This is a genomic window from Romboutsia sedimentorum (assembly GCF_030131845.1).
In the GTDB taxonomy this organism is placed as follows: domain Bacteria; phylum Bacillota; class Clostridia; order Peptostreptococcales; family Peptostreptococcaceae; genus Romboutsia_D; species Romboutsia_D sedimentorum.
Map to the genome: position 1 here is coordinate 584294 of NZ_JASKYM010000002.1, position 15103 is coordinate 599396.

18 protein-coding genes and 1 riboswitch are annotated in these 15103 nt (G+C 29.4%); of the genes, 16 read left to right on the forward strand and 2 right to left on the reverse strand.

Features of this window, described 5'->3' with window-relative positions; translation table 11 throughout:
* Window positions 1-40 precede the first annotated feature (40 nt).
* The 12 genes from tsf (at window position 41) to QOZ84_RS08055 (ending at window position 10673) form a co-directional block, all read left to right on the forward strand.
* Window positions 41-949 (forward strand): translation elongation factor Ts, encoded by a 909-nt coding sequence (gene tsf, locus QOZ84_RS08000; RefSeq protein ID WP_284132429.1) that lies wholly within the window; start codon window positions 41-43, stop codon window positions 947-949.
* 125 nt (window positions 950-1074) lie between these two features.
* Window positions 1075-1779 carry a UMP kinase gene (pyrH, locus tag QOZ84_RS08005; protein ID WP_026900724.1) on the forward strand — a complete coding sequence of 235 codons (705 nt, stop codon included), beginning with the start codon at window positions 1075-1077 and terminating at the stop codon, window positions 1777-1779.
* Window positions 1780-1817: 38 nt separating this feature from the next.
* The gene (gene frr / locus QOZ84_RS08010) at window positions 1818-2375 is read left to right on the forward strand and encodes a ribosome recycling factor (RefSeq protein ID WP_284132430.1); all 558 of its coding nucleotides are present in this window, start codon (window positions 1818-1820) and stop codon (window positions 2373-2375) included.
* Between the two features lie 2 nt (window positions 2376-2377).
* Window positions 2378-2581, forward strand: a complete 204-nt coding sequence (locus QOZ84_RS08015) for a hypothetical protein (RefSeq protein WP_284132431.1) — start codon at window positions 2378-2380, stop codon at window positions 2579-2581.
* A 29-nt stretch (window positions 2582-2610) separates the two neighbouring features.
* Complete coding sequence (locus QOZ84_RS08020) at window positions 2611-3336, forward strand: isoprenyl transferase (RefSeq protein WP_284132432.1); 726 nt, start codon at window positions 2611-2613, stop codon at window positions 3334-3336.
* Between the two features lie 12 nt (window positions 3337-3348).
* Window positions 3349-4128: a phosphatidate cytidylyltransferase gene (locus tag QOZ84_RS08025; protein WP_284132433.1), complete on the forward strand. Its 780-nt coding sequence runs from the start codon at window positions 3349-3351 to the stop codon at window positions 4126-4128.
* 133 nt (window positions 4129-4261) lie between these two features.
* A complete protein-coding gene (locus tag QOZ84_RS08030; protein WP_284132434.1) occupies window positions 4262-5416 on the forward strand; it encodes a 1-deoxy-D-xylulose-5-phosphate reductoisomerase in 1155 nt (384 codons plus the stop codon).
* A gap of 21 nt (window positions 5417-5437) precedes the next feature.
* Complete coding sequence (gene rseP / locus QOZ84_RS08035) at window positions 5438-6445, forward strand: RIP metalloprotease RseP (protein ID WP_284132435.1); 1008 nt, start codon at window positions 5438-5440, stop codon at window positions 6443-6445.
* Window positions 6446-6475: 30 nt separating this feature from the next.
* Window positions 6476-7531 carry a flavodoxin-dependent (E)-4-hydroxy-3-methylbut-2-enyl-diphosphate synthase gene (ispG, locus tag QOZ84_RS08040; RefSeq protein ID WP_284132436.1) on the forward strand — a complete coding sequence of 352 codons (1056 nt, stop codon included), beginning with the start codon at window positions 6476-6478 and terminating at the stop codon, window positions 7529-7531.
* 173 nt (window positions 7532-7704) lie between these two features.
* Window positions 7705-8079, forward strand: a complete 375-nt coding sequence (locus QOZ84_RS08045; protein WP_284132437.1) for a hypothetical protein — start codon at window positions 7705-7707, stop codon at window positions 8077-8079.
* 100 nt (window positions 8080-8179) lie between these two features.
* Window positions 8180-9502: an NCS2 family permease gene (locus tag QOZ84_RS08050; protein WP_284132438.1), complete on the forward strand. Its 1323-nt coding sequence runs from the start codon at window positions 8180-8182 to the stop codon at window positions 9500-9502.
* Window positions 9503-9716: 214 nt separating this feature from the next.
* Entirely contained in the window at window positions 9717-10673 is a 957-nt protein-coding gene (locus tag QOZ84_RS08055) for a polysaccharide deacetylase family protein (RefSeq protein WP_284132439.1), read from the forward strand.
* 38 nt (window positions 10674-10711) lie between these two features.
* On the opposite strand, the gene QOZ84_RS08060 is transcribed toward QOZ84_RS08055, so the two are convergent.
* Window positions 10712-11101: a hypothetical protein gene (locus QOZ84_RS08060; RefSeq protein WP_284132440.1), complete on the reverse strand. Its 390-nt coding sequence runs from the start codon at window positions 11099-11101 to the stop codon at window positions 10712-10714.
* 174 nt (window positions 11102-11275) lie between these two features.
* Window positions 11276-11539, reverse strand: coding sequence for a DUF1294 domain-containing protein (locus QOZ84_RS08065; RefSeq protein WP_284132441.1), 264 nt, complete (start codon window positions 11537-11539; stop codon window positions 11276-11278).
* A 136-nt stretch (window positions 11540-11675) separates the two neighbouring features.
* On the opposite strand from QOZ84_RS08065, the gene QOZ84_RS08070 reads away from it, so the two are divergent.
* From QOZ84_RS08070 to thiD, 4 genes are all read left to right on the forward strand, one after another.
* Complete coding sequence (locus tag QOZ84_RS08070; protein WP_284132442.1) at window positions 11676-12284, forward strand: NUDIX hydrolase; 609 nt, start codon at window positions 11676-11678, stop codon at window positions 12282-12284.
* A 173-nt stretch (window positions 12285-12457) separates the two neighbouring features.
* A complete protein-coding gene (cysK, locus tag QOZ84_RS08075) occupies window positions 12458-13357 on the forward strand; it encodes a cysteine synthase A (protein WP_284132443.1) in 900 nt (299 codons plus the stop codon).
* A gap of 47 nt (window positions 13358-13404) precedes the next feature.
* Complete coding sequence (gene epsC / locus QOZ84_RS08080) at window positions 13405-13944, forward strand: serine O-acetyltransferase EpsC (protein ID WP_284132444.1); 540 nt, start codon at window positions 13405-13407, stop codon at window positions 13942-13944.
* A gap of 134 nt (window positions 13945-14078) precedes the next feature.
* Window positions 14079-14173, forward strand: a riboswitch (TPP riboswitch).
* Between the two features lie 93 nt (window positions 14174-14266).
* Entirely contained in the window at window positions 14267-15070 is an 804-nt protein-coding gene (gene thiD, locus QOZ84_RS08085) for a bifunctional hydroxymethylpyrimidine kinase/phosphomethylpyrimidine kinase (RefSeq protein ID WP_284132445.1), read from the forward strand.
* The last annotated feature ends 33 nt before the right edge of the window (window positions 15071-15103 follow it).

Below are 15103 nucleotides of genomic sequence, written 5' to 3' on the forward strand. Positions count from 1 at the left end.
AATAGCCCTTACCATTAATAATATATAGGAGGTAACTCAAATGGCTATAACTGCACAAATGGTTAAAGAGTTAAGAGAAGGTACTGGCGCTGGAATGATGGACTGTAAAAAAGCTTTAGTAGAAGCTGAAGGAAACATAGAAAGAGCCGTAGATATATTAAGAGAAAAAGGTTTATCTAAAGCTGCTAAGAAAGCTGATAGAGTAGCTGCTGAAGGTTTAGTTACTATAGAGATGAACGAAGATAACACAATTGCTTCAATGGTAGAAGTAAACTCAGAAACAGATTTCGTTGCTAAAAACGAAGACTTCAAAACTTTCGTTAAAGATGCTGCTAAGATGGCCCTAGCTACAGCTAAAGAAGATGTAGAAGGATTATTATCTGAAACTCATGCTGAAGGAATCGCATTATCTGAAGTATTAAACAACAGAATAGCTACTATAGGAGAAAAGTTAGACTTAAGAAGATTTGTTAAGGTAACTACTGAAGGACAAATCGCTGGATATATACACGGAGCTGGAAAAATAGGTGTATTAGTTGAAATGAAAACTGCTTCAAAAGATGCTGAAGTTATAACTATGGGAAGAGATATAGCAATGCAAGTTGCTGCAATGAATCCTAAGTACGTTTCAAGAAATGACATAGACCAAGAATACATAGCTCATGAAACTGAAATATTAACTCAACAAGCTTTAAATGAAGGAAAACCAGCTAATATAGTTGAGAAGATGATAAAAGGTAGATTAGAGAAGCAATTAAAAGAAGTTTGTTTATTAGAACAACCTTTCGTTAAAAACCCTGATTTAACAATAAAACAACTAGTAGCTGAAACTGCTAAAAAAGTAGATGCAGAAATCGAAGTTGTTAGAGTTGTAAGATTTGAAGTTGGAGAAGGTATAGCAAAGAAAGAAGAAAACTTTGCAGAAGAAGTTGCTAAGCAGCTTAAGTAATTATTAAAAGAGAACACTTAAGTGTTCTCTTTTTTTAAGAAAACTAAATTAGAGTAATATTCATAAAGATTGTAAAAGATATATATATGAAATTGATTTTAGTTCAAAATAGGAGGATTTCTAAAATGAGTAACCCAATGTACAAAAGAGTACTGCTAAAACTTAGCGGAGAAGCATTATCAGGAGATAAAGGCTTTGGAATAAACAACGATGTTGTTAATGAAATAGCTATAGCTATCAAAAAAATTCAACAAGTAGGTGTTGAGGTATCGGTTGTAGTAGGTGGAGGAAACTTCTGGAGAGGAAGAACTTCAGAAGGAATGGACAGAACTACAGCAGACTATATCGGAATGCTTGCAACAGTTATGAACTCTATGGCACTACAAGATGCCCTTGAAAATATAGATGTACAAACAAGAGTTCAAACAGCTATAGAAATGAGACAAATAGCAGAACCGTACATAAGAAGAAAAGCAGTTAGACATCTAGAAAAAGAAAGAGTAGTTATATTTGGTGCAGGAACTGGAAATCCGTATTTCTCAACAGATACAGCTGCAGCACTACGTGCTGCTGAGATGGAAGCTGAAGTTATATTACTTGCTAAAAATGTTGATGCAGTATATGATAAAGATCCAAAAGTGCATGACGATGCAGTTAAATTTGAAGAGTTAACATACATAGAAGTTCTTCAAAAAGAACTTAAAGTTATGGACTCTACTGCTACATCTTTATGTATGGATAATAAAATACCTATAAAGGTATTTGAACTATCAACAGAGAATATAATAAGAGCAGTAATGGGCGAAAATATAGGAACAACAGTAAGATAATAAATTAAAATCTATATGTATAGTAGGAGGATGAAAGAATGAAATTAGAATTACACAAAGACTTAGAAACTAAAATGAACAAAACTATAGATGCACTTAAGCATGAATATACTACAATAAGAGCTGGTAGAGCAAATGCTAAAATGTTAGACAAAATAAGAGTAGACTACTATGGAACACCAACTCCAGTAAACCAAGTAGGAGCAATATCAGTTCCAGAACCAAGAACAATAATGATAAGCCCTTGGGACAAAAGTGCTATGGCTGAAATAGAAAAAGCTATAAGAAACTCTGACTTAGGTCTTAATCCAACTAATGACGGTAGTGTTATAAGACTATCAGTTCCAGTTTTAACAGAAGAGAGAAGAAAAGAGTTAGGAAAAAAAGCTCATAAAGTATCTGAAGAATACAAAGTAAGACTAAGAAATGAAAGAAGAGACGCCAATGATTCATTAAAGAAAATGGAAAAAGAAGGCGAAATAAGTGAAGATGAATTAAAGAAAGCTCAAGATGAAGTTCAAAAGATAACTGATAAATTCATCAAAGAAGTAGATGCATTAGCAGTAGCTAAAGAAAAGGATATAATGGAGGTATAATATTGGAAAAATATTATAACCTTTTGGGCCTTCAGGTAAATGATGTAGAAAATTTTTTAAAAGAACAAAATATAAATTACACTATAAAAACTATAAAAGGTAAAAAAGACCAAGAGAAATTAACTGTTTTTAAGGTCATAAAAATATCAGATATAGAAGATGGTGTAGAACTATTAATCACAAATTTTTCTGACTCCTTAAAATAGGGGGTCAGATTACTTGTTGGAGGCATAATATGAATTCATACGACATAGACTTAAATAAAGTGCCTACTCATATAGCTATAATAATGGATGGGAATGGAAGATGGGCAAAATCTAAATTCTTACCAAGAACAGCAGGACATAAAGCTGGAGTAGAAACTATAAGAAAAGTGCTAAAAGAGTGTCAAAGGTTAGGTGTTAAGCATTTAACATTATATGCATTTTCGACAGAAAATTGGAAAAGACCTAAACTTGAAGTAGATACATTAATGAACTTATTATCAACATACTTAAAAAAAGAAGTAAGAGAATTACATAAAAATAACGTGAAAATTAGCACAATAGGAGATATAGATAAACTTCCTAAATATTGTGTAGATGAATTAGAAAGAGCATATGAACTTACTAAATTTAATACTGGGGTTAATTTAAACCTAGCATTAAACTATGGAGCAAGATATGATATAAAAAATGCTGTAATAGATATAGTAAAAGATACAAAATGTGGTAAACTAGATATAGAAGACATAAACGAAGATACTATAACAAACTATTTAAGCACAAAGTCCATTAAAGAACCTGATTTAATAATAAGAACAAGTGGAGAACAAAGATTAAGTAACTTCCTACTTTGGGAAGCTGCATACTCTGAATTTTACTTCACAGATATACATTGGCCAGATTTTAATGAAGAACAACTTCAAAAGGCTATATATGTATATCAAAACAGAGATAGAAGGTTTGGTGGTCTTAAGTAAGGAGAATAAAATATGCTTACAAGAATTATTGCTGGGCTAGCCCTAGTACCGTTATTTATATTTATAATAATAGGTGGACTTCCTTTATACATAGTAGAAGTAGCAATAGTTTCTATTGCTTTAAATGAGTTCTATAAAGCATTTAAGGTAAAAAATATAAACCCATTATTTAATATAGGATATATATTTTCCGGTTATTTACTAATTAAAAACATTTATGGATTAGATGTACAATACTCATACGCGGTAGCATTTATACTATTCTTAATATCAATAACTTATTTACTAAGATGTAAAAATGACATATTAGATATAGCGATGACATTTGTAGGGATTTTTTATGTAGCCATATTTTTGGATTTTATAGTACTAACACTAAATGATTTTGAATTTGGATATATATATGTATGGCTTATATTTATAATATCTTTTGCGACGGACACATTTGCATACTTCACTGGATACCTATTTGGAAAACATAAACTTATTCCAAAAGTAAGTCCTAAAAAGACAGTAGAGGGAAGCGTAGGGGGAATATTAGGAAGTACACTTTGTAGTATATTATTTGCATATATGTTTAAGCTAGCTATACTGCCAATAGCCATAATCGGGAGTGTAGGAAGTATAGTAGCACAATTTGGAGACTTATTTGCATCTTCAATAAAGAGATATGTAGGCATAAAAGATTATGGAAAATTAATACCAGGACATGGTGGTATATTAGATAGATTTGACAGTGTTATATTAGTAGCACCGTTTGTATATTATGCAATAATGTTCTTTATCAAGTAAGCTTCAGTTAATACTGAAGCTTTAATTGTTTTATATGAAATGAATTTTAATTCATATTTAATAATACTAGCTAAAATAATGGTATAATATAATGATATATAAAAATTGTTTATATTATAGAAAGGGAAATAATATGAGAAGAATATCAATACTAGGATCAACTGGATCAATAGGGACGCAAACGTTAGATGTAGTAAGAAAAAACAAAAAAAAATTTGAAGTTGTTGCAATAAGTGCTAATAGTAGTGTGGACTTATTACTACAACAAATAAAGGAATTCAAACCTAAATATGTAGCAGTATACGATGAAATTAGTGCTTTGAAACTAAAATCAATGATACCAAATGATATTAAGATAGAAGTACTAAGTGGGATGGAAGGTCTAAAAGCCATAGCAGCACTTGACGAAATAGATGTATTACTTACAGCTATAGTAGGAATGATAGGTTTAGTACCAACACTTACAGCTATAAAAAATAAAAAAGATATAGCGCTAGCAAACAAGGAAACTTTAGTATGTGCAGGTGACCTTGTAATGAGTGAGGCTAAAAAGCACAATGTTAAAATACTTCCTGTAGATAGTGAACATAGTGCAATATTCCAATGTTTAAACGGAGAACAAAATAAAGAGATAGAAACGATAATACTAACAGCATCAGGGGGTCCATTTAGGGGGAAAACTAAACAAGACTTACTAGAAGTAACTAAAAATCAAGCATTAAAACACCCTAATTGGTCAATGGGTAGAAAAATCAGTATAGACTCATCAACACTAATGAACAAAGGATTAGAAGTTATAGAAGCTAAGTGGTTATTTGGTGTAGAACATAATCAAATCGATGTAGTAGTACATCCACAAAGTATAATACATTCAATGGTTCAATTTGTAGATAGTTCAGTAATGGCACAACTAGGCTGCCCGGACATGAGGTTACCTATACAGTATGCATTATCATATCCAAATAGAACAATAAATGATTTTGAAAGGTTAGATTTAGCTAAAATAGCTACATTAACTTTTGAAAAGCCAAATTTAGAAACATTCCCATGTTTAAAAATTGCTTATGAGAGTTTAAAAATGGGGGGAACATACTGCGCAGTATTAAATAGTGCAAATGAAGTATTGGTAAATGAATTTTTAGAGGATAAAATTGGATTCTACGACATACCATATTACATAGAAAAAACTTTAGAAGCACATAATAGTATAGAAAATCCGAGTTTAGAAGATATATTAGAAATAGATAAATGGGCAAGAAGCTTTGTAAAAAATATATTAACAAAATAAAATACGTAGGAAGGTGAGAATTTGACTATAATAGCAGCATTATTATTATTTAGTGCAATAGTGTTTATACATGAATTAGGGCATTTCTTATTTGCAAAAAAAGCAGGAGTTAGAGTTCATGAATTTGCAATAGGAATGGGACCTAAAGTATTTAGCACAACAAAAGGTGATACACAGTATTCAGTAAGACTACTTCCACTTGGAGGGTATGTGAGTATGGAAGGCGAAGATGAGGAATCTAAAGATCCAAAATCTTTTGGCGCAAAGAGCATATTGCAAAGAGCAAGTATACTATTTGCAGGACCATTTTTTAATATACTATTTGCAATAGTACTGTTAATACCAGTATATATGTATATAGGAACACCAAGTACAACACTTGGTCAAATAGCACCAAATAGCCCGGCTCAAAAGATAGGGTTACAAACAGATGATAAGATAATAAATATAAATGGAAATGAAATAAAATCATGGAATGATGTAACGAACAACTTACGTAATTCTGATGGAGACAAAGTAAATATAAAAGTACAAAGAGATAAAGGAACAAAAGAATTTAGCGTAGTACCTCAAAAGAATGAACAAGGAAACTATATAATAGGTATAGGATATAAAGCAGAAAAAAATATATTCAAATCAATAGCTTATGCATTTACAAGTACAGTAGATATGACAAAACAAATGGTAATGTTCATTGGGCAATTAGTAACAGGAACAATACCTGGAGGATTTGGAAACTCAGTAGCAGGCCCAATTGGAGTAGTAGGAATTGTGTCAAATGCTGCCAAGATGGGTATTATAAACTTAGTATATATAGCATCAATAATAAGTTTAAACCTAGGTGTATTTAACTTATTACCAATACCAGCACTAGATGGTGGAAGACTAGTACTTTTAGGCTTAGAGGCTATAAGAGGCGGAAAAAAACTAGATCAAAACAAAGAAGCTATGATACATATGGCAGGATTTGCTCTGTTAATGGGCTTTATGGTATTTGTAACATATAAAGATATACTTAGATTATTCTAGGTGTTAATTTTTTAGAAGATAGGTGATAAAATGAGCTATAAAAGAAGACAATGTAGAGAAGTAAGTGTTGGAAATGTAAAAATAGGTAAAAATAACCCTATAAGTATACAATCAATGACCAATACTGACACTAGGGATGCATTAGCAACTATTGCACAAATAAAAGCATTAGAAGAAGTAGGATGCGATGTTGTTAGGGTAGCAATACCTGACATGGAAGCAGCTAAAAATATAGGTAAAATAAAAAGTGAAGTAAATATACCTGTAATAGCGGATATACACTTTGACCATAGATTAGCATTAGAAGTTATAGACCAGGGTATAGATGGAGTAAGAATAAACCCAGGAAACATTGGAAGTATAGATAAAGTAAAAGCTGTAGTAGAAAAATGTAGAGCTAAAAACTTAAAGATAAGAATAGGTGTAAATGGTGGGTCGCTAGAAAAAGAGTTACTAGAAAAATATGGATCTGCAACTGCGGAAGCTTTAGTTGAAAGTGCACTAGGGCATATAAAAATATTAGAAGACTTAGATTTTACAAATATAGTGATTTCTCTTAAATCATCAGATATATATAAAACAATAGAAGCTTATGAACTAATATCTAAAAAAGTAGATTACCCTCTACATATAGGTATAACAGAATCAGGTAGTATAAAAAAGGGGACTATAAAATCTTCAATAGGAGTAGGAGCGATGCTACTTAAAGGTATTGGAGATACTATAAGAATTTCTCTTACAGGAGACCCTTGTGAAGAAGTTATAGTTGGAAAAGAAATATTAAGAAGCTTAGATCTTTTAAATGACAAAATAAAAGTAATATCTTGCCCTACTTGTGGGAGATGTAATATAGACCTTATAAGTGTAGTAAATGAAGTAGAAGAAAAAACAAACTACATGGAAAAAGATATTACTGTAGCTATAATGGGATGTGCAGTAAATGGTCCAGGAGAAGCTAGGGAAGCAGATATAGGTATAGCAGGTGGAAAAGGTGAAGGCCTGTTATTCAAAAAAGGTGAAATAGTAAGAAAAATAAAAGGCAATGACTTAGTAAACGAATTATTAAAGGAAATAGATAAATACTAAAAATAAGCATTCAGTAAAGATAAATTTGCTGAATGCTTATTTTATTATAGGGGAATATACTAATAGCATAGAAAAATAATAAAGCTAAATTTGATTTTCATATTAATTTTAGATAAGCATTTTATTAAATATAGTTGCATATACATTAATAAATGCATATAGGAGGAAGTAATATGAAATTTGAAGAGTTGCTAATAGATTTATATCCTATAAATAATAAAAATAATAAATTAAAAAAATTCATACAACATCATATACATGGAGAATTATTAATATCATATCTTGAAGATTTAGCTGTATATATGGTAGCAGCAACTAAGGTATCTGGAGTTACTATATTAGAAAAAATACTATATGATAATAATAGAGATGATTTAACTAAAGTGTTTAAAAGTGAAAGAGAAAAAATAAAGAGAGAAGATATATGCTTTGAACTAATAGAAGATGAGATGGGTTATTTTTTTATAAAAGCTAATGACGAGGTGATTGCTATAATAGAAGATGATATACAATTATTTAGGCAATTACAAACTTTTATATTAGATTAAGTATAGCTACAAAATATAGACTGGCTTTAAAAAAAATGTTAAAATGTAGAGGTATTGTTTATACGGGTGGGAGAGGGACATATTTTAAAAGGAAAGAGAAATGGACGAAAGATTAAACAAAGGCTTAAAGGAAACAAATAACAGGGTACTTCAAAAAAACAACTTCAAAACAGAGGTATTAGCAGGAGTAACTACATTTATAGCGAGTGTCTACATTATAATGACTAATGCACTTATATTATCAGATGCAGGAATTAGTTCAGATGCAGCAATGATAGCCACTATATTTACATGTAGTATATCAACAATACTTATGGGCTTATTTTCTGATACACCACTTATTGTGGTACCCGGAATGGGAATTAACTCATTATTTACTTATACAATAGTAAATTCAATGGGTCTTTCATGGCAAGAGGCATTAGGAGCAGTGTTTATAAGTGGGATAATATTTACAATAATAGCAAGTACTAAGATAACACCCATACTTATGAAGTCTATTCCAAGTAACTTAAAGCATGCTATAACTGTTGGTGTAGGATTCTTTATATTATTTATAGGCTTACAAAAAAGTGGGCTTGTAGTAGCCAATGAAAATACTATGGTATCATTTGGGAATATAACCAATAAAGAGACACTTTTAAGCATAATAACACTATTAATTATTTTAATATTAAATGCTAGAAATGTTAGTGGAAATTTACTTATAAGTATTGTTATAGGTACGATATTATCATTATTTATGGGAGTTACCAATTTAAGTGATTTAGATTTTAATTCTTTTAACATTAGTGCTTTAAGTGATGTATTTTTAGCAATGTCATTTAAAAATATGTTAACTATGCCTTTTATAGTGGCAGTATTTTCTATAAGCATAGTTATTGTATTTGAAAATATGGGCATTTTATATGGTCAGATGGAAGCTATCGATAGAAGTGATGAATTTCAAAAACCATTTAAGATAGCAGGAATATCAAATATGATAGCAGGAGTATTTGGAACCAGCCCAACTATAGTTGCAGCAGAAAATTTTTCTGGAATTAGTGTAGGAGCTAAGGGAAAGATAGCTGCATTTACATCAGGCATATTGTTTTTATTATCATTATTTTTAATACCGGTACTTAAGTTGATACCAAATGGTGTTATAAGTAGTGTACTTATATTTATAGGATTTTTAATGATACAGACATTCTTTGATTTGAAAAAAGGTGACTTAATAGATACTATATCTGTAATTTTTATAATTGCATTAATACCTTTTACTTATAATATAGTTAATGGTATATCTATAGGATTTATAGTTTACACAGTTTTAAATGTTGCATGTGGAAAAAGAAAAGAAATTTCTATACCAATGTATGTGCTTACAGCACTATTTATATTAAGCTTTATAATGAATGTATCTATGGGTATAGTTCATTAAATAAAAAATGAAAAAATAGGTAGTAATTATGAAATTACTACCTATTTTTTTGATGCGAAATTTAAAAAAATCATATGAAACATTAGACGTAAAAGAGTTGTATTTAGTTTGATTACAGAACTGTAATTTTTATACTGTGGACATTTTTTTTAAAACTACTATAATAGTTATAGGATACAAACTGACAAAAAAATACACAAGAGGGGGGAGTATTATGGCGAAAAAAAGCAAAATAAACTTCAGTTCTAAAAAACAAAATAAAGGACAGAGATTTAATCCTAAAAAAATGGCATTAACAATAGTTGCATTTTTAGTAATAGTGTTCATGGGAGTAAAGGTAGTTGGAGCTACTACATCCTATTTAGCTGATAAAAAAGAAGAAAAAATAGCAATGCAACAAGCAGCTGAAGCAGAAAGAATAGCAGCAGAGAAAAAACGTAAAGAAGCAGAAGAAGCTAAAAAGAGAATTATAGGTGTTAATCATGAAGCAAAGAAAAATTCTTATGATGCAGTAGAAATATCAAAAAAATTAAAGAACTATGATTACTCAAATAATGGAGAAAAAGTTGTATTCTTAACATTTGATGATGGTTCATCAACAACGGTTACACCTAAAATTTTAGATGCACTAAAAGCAGGTGGAGTTAATGCAACATTCTTTGTAACTGGACAAAATATAGAAAGAGGCGGAGATACAGCAAGAGATCTTATCAAGAGAAGCTTTAGCGAAGGAAATGCTATAGCAAATCACTCATACAGCCATGACTATAAATATTTATATCCAAATAGACATTTAAATTTAGAAAACTTTACATCGGATTTCAAAAAAACAGATGAAATCTTAAAAGATATATTAGGACCGTATTTCTCAACAAGAGTAATTAGATGTCCAGGAGGACATATGTCTTGGAAAGGTATGGAAGGGTTGGATAAATATTTAGATGAAAATAATATGGCGTCTATAGACTGGAATGCATTAAATTCAGATGCAGAAGGTAGAAAGAAAAATGCGGATGAATTATTAGCACAAGCTAAAAAAACATCTGAAGGAAAAGAAATGGTAGTTATTTTAATGCATGATACTTATGGAAAAGAACAAACTGCTAAAGCATTACCACAAATAATACAATATTTCAAAGATAGTGGATATGCTTTTAAAACATTAGCATAGATAAAATAGATATAACAAAAATAGAAGCTCCTTGTAATTTACAAGGAACTTCTATTTTTGTTATTATTTTTAATTTTATTTACCCCATTTGAAATTATACACAAGAATTGAATAATAGCTAGTATAAAACACAAAAAATTTATAATAGTGTCACTTAAGTAATAATTATAAGTAAATGATGTTTTCGTTGTTGAAAACCAACAACATAGTAAAAAAAATACTAATACTGAATTAGCCAAAACTAAGTTAGTTTTGCTTAAATATGTACAATATATTTTAGTCAATATGGTTAAGTTAAATAATATTAAAGCTGCTATGCCAAAATAAAAATTATTTGGAGTGGCAGAAAACAAACTTTTAAAATACCAAATTAAAAATATAAAGACACTAAGCGTTGAACCTACAACAAAATCTACGTATTTATTCATATATCCCCCTATAATAAACACATTAGTTAATCAATTAATACAAATTTCCATACTGTGTTATGGAAAAAAATGTAAAAATACTCCGATAAAATGTATTATAACATAAAAGATATGACTAAAACAAAGAAAAAAAATTCAAAAAAAATAATTTCAAAATTAGACAAAAATAAATAATTAAGATTTGGTTTTAAAGAAAAATAAAAATTGAATAATAATTATAAATGGTACGCCTATTTTGAATTTTAATTTTTTAGTTTTATGTCTGAAAGTATACATTGCACCAAGTGTTCCTATACTTCCACCTAAAGCAGCTAGCAACATTAAAGTGTATTCACTGATTCTCCATTTATGTTTTATTGCTTTTTGCTTATCAATGAACATAAATATAAATGAAATTATATTAATAATAAAAATATAAAAGATTGATAAATTTTTCATATTACCTCCTAAAATATAGCTGTATTATCTTCTTAACTATAGCATAAATCTAAAAATAATGATAAAAAAAGGATTTATTGTTATAATATAAACTAGTATATAGCAAATTGAGGTTGGAGAAAGGGAGTATTTTAATATGCAACATTCAAAGATAAAAAATGTTAAAACTTTAGTAGAAACTAAGTTTGTAGGATTATATGATGTAAAATACAATAACAAAAACAATGATGAAAGACACTGGATGGTAGCTTCAAGAAAAGGCGAAAAAGAATTAAGTGAAATTTATTTAGAAAACAAAGAAGATAAAATAGATGCTGTTGTAATTTGTGCACTTCATAAAGATGAAAATAAGTTAGTCTTGATAAAACAGTTTAGAGTTCCTATAAATAACTTTATATATGAACTTCCAGCAGGTCTTGTAGATAATAATGAAGATATTAAAACGGCAGCAGCAAGAGAGCTAAAAGAAGAAACTGGTTTAAATCTTATTGAAATCAATAAAGTAAACAGTAAAGAAAAGGTTTATTTATCTCCTGGGATGACAGATGAATCTGTAGCATTTATATATTGTTTATGTGATGGTCAAATAAGTCAAGAATTTTTAGAAGATGATGAAGAGATAGAGGCTTTATTAATATCTAAAGAGCAAGCAAAGGAGATATTAAGAGGGGATGACACTATAGATATAAAGTCTTATTTAATGCTTCAAATGTTTGCTAATTTAGGAGAAGTAATGTTTAAATAAATAAGATATATTTAATCAATAAATGTGAATAAAAATAGACTAGGAAAATTTCCTAGTCTATTTTGTTAAAAAAATATTTTTTTTATTTTAAAAAAAGCGTTGCATTATCAAAATGATAATAATATAATAAACTTATGATTATCATTTTGATAATAAAAAAGGGAGGCAACAATATGATTAATGAAAATATATTAAGTATGATAGGTAATACACCTATTGTTAAATTAAATAAATTAGAAAATGCTAATGTTTATGTTAAATTAGAAAAATATAATCCAGGTGGAAGTGTAAAAGATAGAGCAGTCTATTTTATGATAGAAGGATTAGAAAAAAGAGGTAATTTAAAAAAAGGAGATGTGTTGGTAGAAGCAACTAGCGGAAATACGGGTATAGCTTTGGCTATGATAGGAAGATTAAAGGGATATGAAGTAATAATAGTAATGCCAGAAACTATGAGTATAGAAAGAAGAGAGCTTATGAAAGCTTATGGAGCAACTATTATTCTTACAGATGGAAAGCTTGGGATGAATGGTTCTATAAAAAAAGCTGAAGAGCTTTTAAAGGGAAATAATAGTTATAAAAGCTTAAATCAGTTTGATAATGAAGATAATCCAAATGGTCATTATAAAACGACAGGAGTGGAGATATTAGATCAAGTAAAAGATATTGATATATTTATTTGTGGTGTAGGTACAGGGGGTACTTTAAGTGGAGTAGCTAGATATTTAAAACAACAAAACCCTAATATAAAAATAGTAGCTATAGAACCTGAAAAATCACCAGCTATATCTAAAAATCAAAGTGGTTCGCATAAGATTCAAGGTATAGGAGCAGGATTTATTCCAAAGAATTATGATGCTTCTTTAGTCGATGAAGTAATGACAATATCAGATGAAGAAGCTTTTGATGGTGTTAGATTAATGGCAAAAGAAGAAGCTATATTAGTTGGAATATCTTCAGGTGCTAATGTATGTGGAGCTTTAAAGCTATCAAAAATGTATCCAAATAAAAATATAGTTACAATAGCTCCAGACGGGATTGAAAAATATATATCTATGGAGATATTTAAATAGTAACTATGATTAATCAAAGTAAACAAAATTATAGGAGATGAGAAAATTTGTTTAAAAAAATAAATAAAGATATAGAGTATATAATGGAAAATGATCCAGCCGCAAGGAGCAAGATAGAAGTATTTTTGTTATACCCTTCTATCCATGCTAGAATATCGCATATGGTATCACATTTTTTATATAATCATAAACTTTTTTTTACTGCAAGGTTAATATCTCAAATATCAAGATTTTTAACAGGCATTGAAATACACCCAGGGGCTACATTAGGAGATAGTATATTAATAGACCATGGTATGGGTGTTGTAATAGGAGAAACAGCAGAGGTTGGGAATAGAGTTACGATTTACCATGGTACTACTTTAGGTGGAACTGGAAAAGATAAAGGAAAAAGGCACCCGACAATTAAAGATAATGTAATAATAGGAGCAGGAACAAAAATATTGGGACCTATTACTGTAGGGTCAAATTCTAAAATAGGAGCAAATTCAGCTGTGTTAAAAGATATACCAGAAGGTGCTACAGTAGTTGGAATGGCTGCGGATATAGTTAGAATAAAAGGCGTTAAGATTGAAGATATAAAATAAGTTAAACTAAAAAAATGCAATAATATTATTATTTATATAAAGTGTAAAAAACATTTAATAACAAATTCCTTTATAAATGACAAGGGATTGACAATTAAATAAAAAGTAATATAATTGATTTATAAAGAGTTTTGAAGAACAGCTAGGGGCGCCAAAAGGCTGAGAGGATTTACCGACCCTTGTACCTGATATGGATAATTCCAGCGTAGGAAAGCTTATACATTAGTTTAAATATATATGTATATTTATAAGTGTAATACAGCTATACCTAATTTAGGTATAGCTTTTTATTTTTATATAACAACAATTAAGGGGGCAAAATATGAAAAACTACAAAGTAGCAACACTTACAATAGCAGGATCAGACTGTAGTGGGGGAGCAGGAATACAAGCTGATTTAAAAACATTTAGTGCTATAGGAACATATGGGATGAGTGTAATAACTGCGATAACAGCTCAAAATACACAAGGAGTATTTGAAGTAGAAGAGTTAAGTAAAAATATAATAAAAAAGCAAATAGAAGTAGTATTTGATGATATAGAGCCAAGTGCTGTTAAGATAGGTATGGTATCGAGTCCAGAGATAATTTTAGAAATAGCAAATACTTTAAAAAAGTATGATCCAAAAAATTTAGTAGTAGATCCAGTTATGATGTCAAAGAGTGGATATAGTTTACTTAGACCAGAGGCTAAAGAAAATATGATAAAATATTTAATTCCAATGGCGTATATAGTAACACCGAATGTACCCGAGGCACAAGAGATAACAGGCATGAAAATTGAAACTTTGGAAGATATGAAAATAGCAGGGCAAAAAATCTTAGAAATGGGACCCAAACATGTATTAATGAAAGGTGGACATTTAAAAGGTGATGCTATTGATGTATTAATTGGAAAAGATATATTTGAAGTTTATGAAAGCAAAAGATTGGATAGAAAGAATACTCATGGAACAGGGTGCACTATATCTTCTTCAATAGCATCTCATTTGGCTTTAGGATATGGAATAAAAGAATCAGTTGCACTTAGCAAAATATATATAACAGAGGCTATAAAAAATAGCTTTGACATAGGTCATGGAGTTGGACCTGTTCATCATTTTTATAAGTTTGATAAATTAAAGTAAAGAAGGGGTTAGTTAAATTAAAATTTAGCTAAT

Excerpts from the sequence above, each read along its gene's own strand:
- frr (WP_284132430.1), top strand. The coding sequence starts at position 1,818 with ATGAAATTAGAATTACACAAAGACTTAGAAACTAAAATGAACAAAACT.
- QOZ84_RS08025 (WP_284132433.1), top strand. The coding sequence starts at position 3,349 with ATGCTTACAAGAATTATTGCTGGGCTAGCCCTAGTACCGTTATTTATA.
- tsf (WP_284132429.1), top strand. The coding sequence starts at position 41 with ATGGCTATAACTGCACAAATGGTTAAAGAGTTAAGAGAAGGTACTGGC.
- pyrH (WP_026900724.1), top strand. The coding sequence starts at position 1,075 with ATGAGTAACCCAATGTACAAAAGAGTACTGCTAAAACTTAGCGGAGAA.
- QOZ84_RS08045 (WP_284132437.1), top strand. The coding sequence starts at position 7,705 with ATGAAATTTGAAGAGTTGCTAATAGATTTATATCCTATAAATAATAAA.
- ispG (WP_284132436.1), top strand. The coding sequence starts at position 6,476 with ATGAGCTATAAAAGAAGACAATGTAGAGAAGTAAGTGTTGGAAATGTA.
- QOZ84_RS08055 (WP_284132439.1), top strand. The coding sequence starts at position 9,717 with ATGGCGAAAAAAAGCAAAATAAACTTCAGTTCTAAAAAACAAAATAAA.
- cysK (WP_284132443.1), top strand. The coding sequence starts at position 12,458 with ATGATTAATGAAAATATATTAAGTATGATAGGTAATACACCTATTGTT.
- QOZ84_RS08060 (WP_284132440.1), bottom strand. The coding sequence starts at position 11,101 with ATGAATAAATACGTAGATTTTGTTGTAGGTTCAACGCTTAGTGTCTTT.
- thiD (WP_284132445.1), top strand. The coding sequence starts at position 14,267 with ATGAAAAACTACAAAGTAGCAACACTTACAATAGCAGGATCAGACTGT.
- QOZ84_RS08030 (WP_284132434.1), top strand. The coding sequence starts at position 4,262 with ATGAGAAGAATATCAATACTAGGATCAACTGGATCAATAGGGACGCAA.
- QOZ84_RS08070 (WP_284132442.1), top strand. The coding sequence starts at position 11,676 with ATGCAACATTCAAAGATAAAAAATGTTAAAACTTTAGTAGAAACTAAG.
- QOZ84_RS08020 (WP_284132432.1), top strand. The coding sequence starts at position 2,611 with ATGAATTCATACGACATAGACTTAAATAAAGTGCCTACTCATATAGCT.
- QOZ84_RS08065 (WP_284132441.1), bottom strand. The coding sequence starts at position 11,539 with ATGAAAAATTTATCAATCTTTTATATTTTTATTATTAATATAATTTCA.
- QOZ84_RS08050 (WP_284132438.1), top strand. The coding sequence starts at position 8,180 with ATGGACGAAAGATTAAACAAAGGCTTAAAGGAAACAAATAACAGGGTA.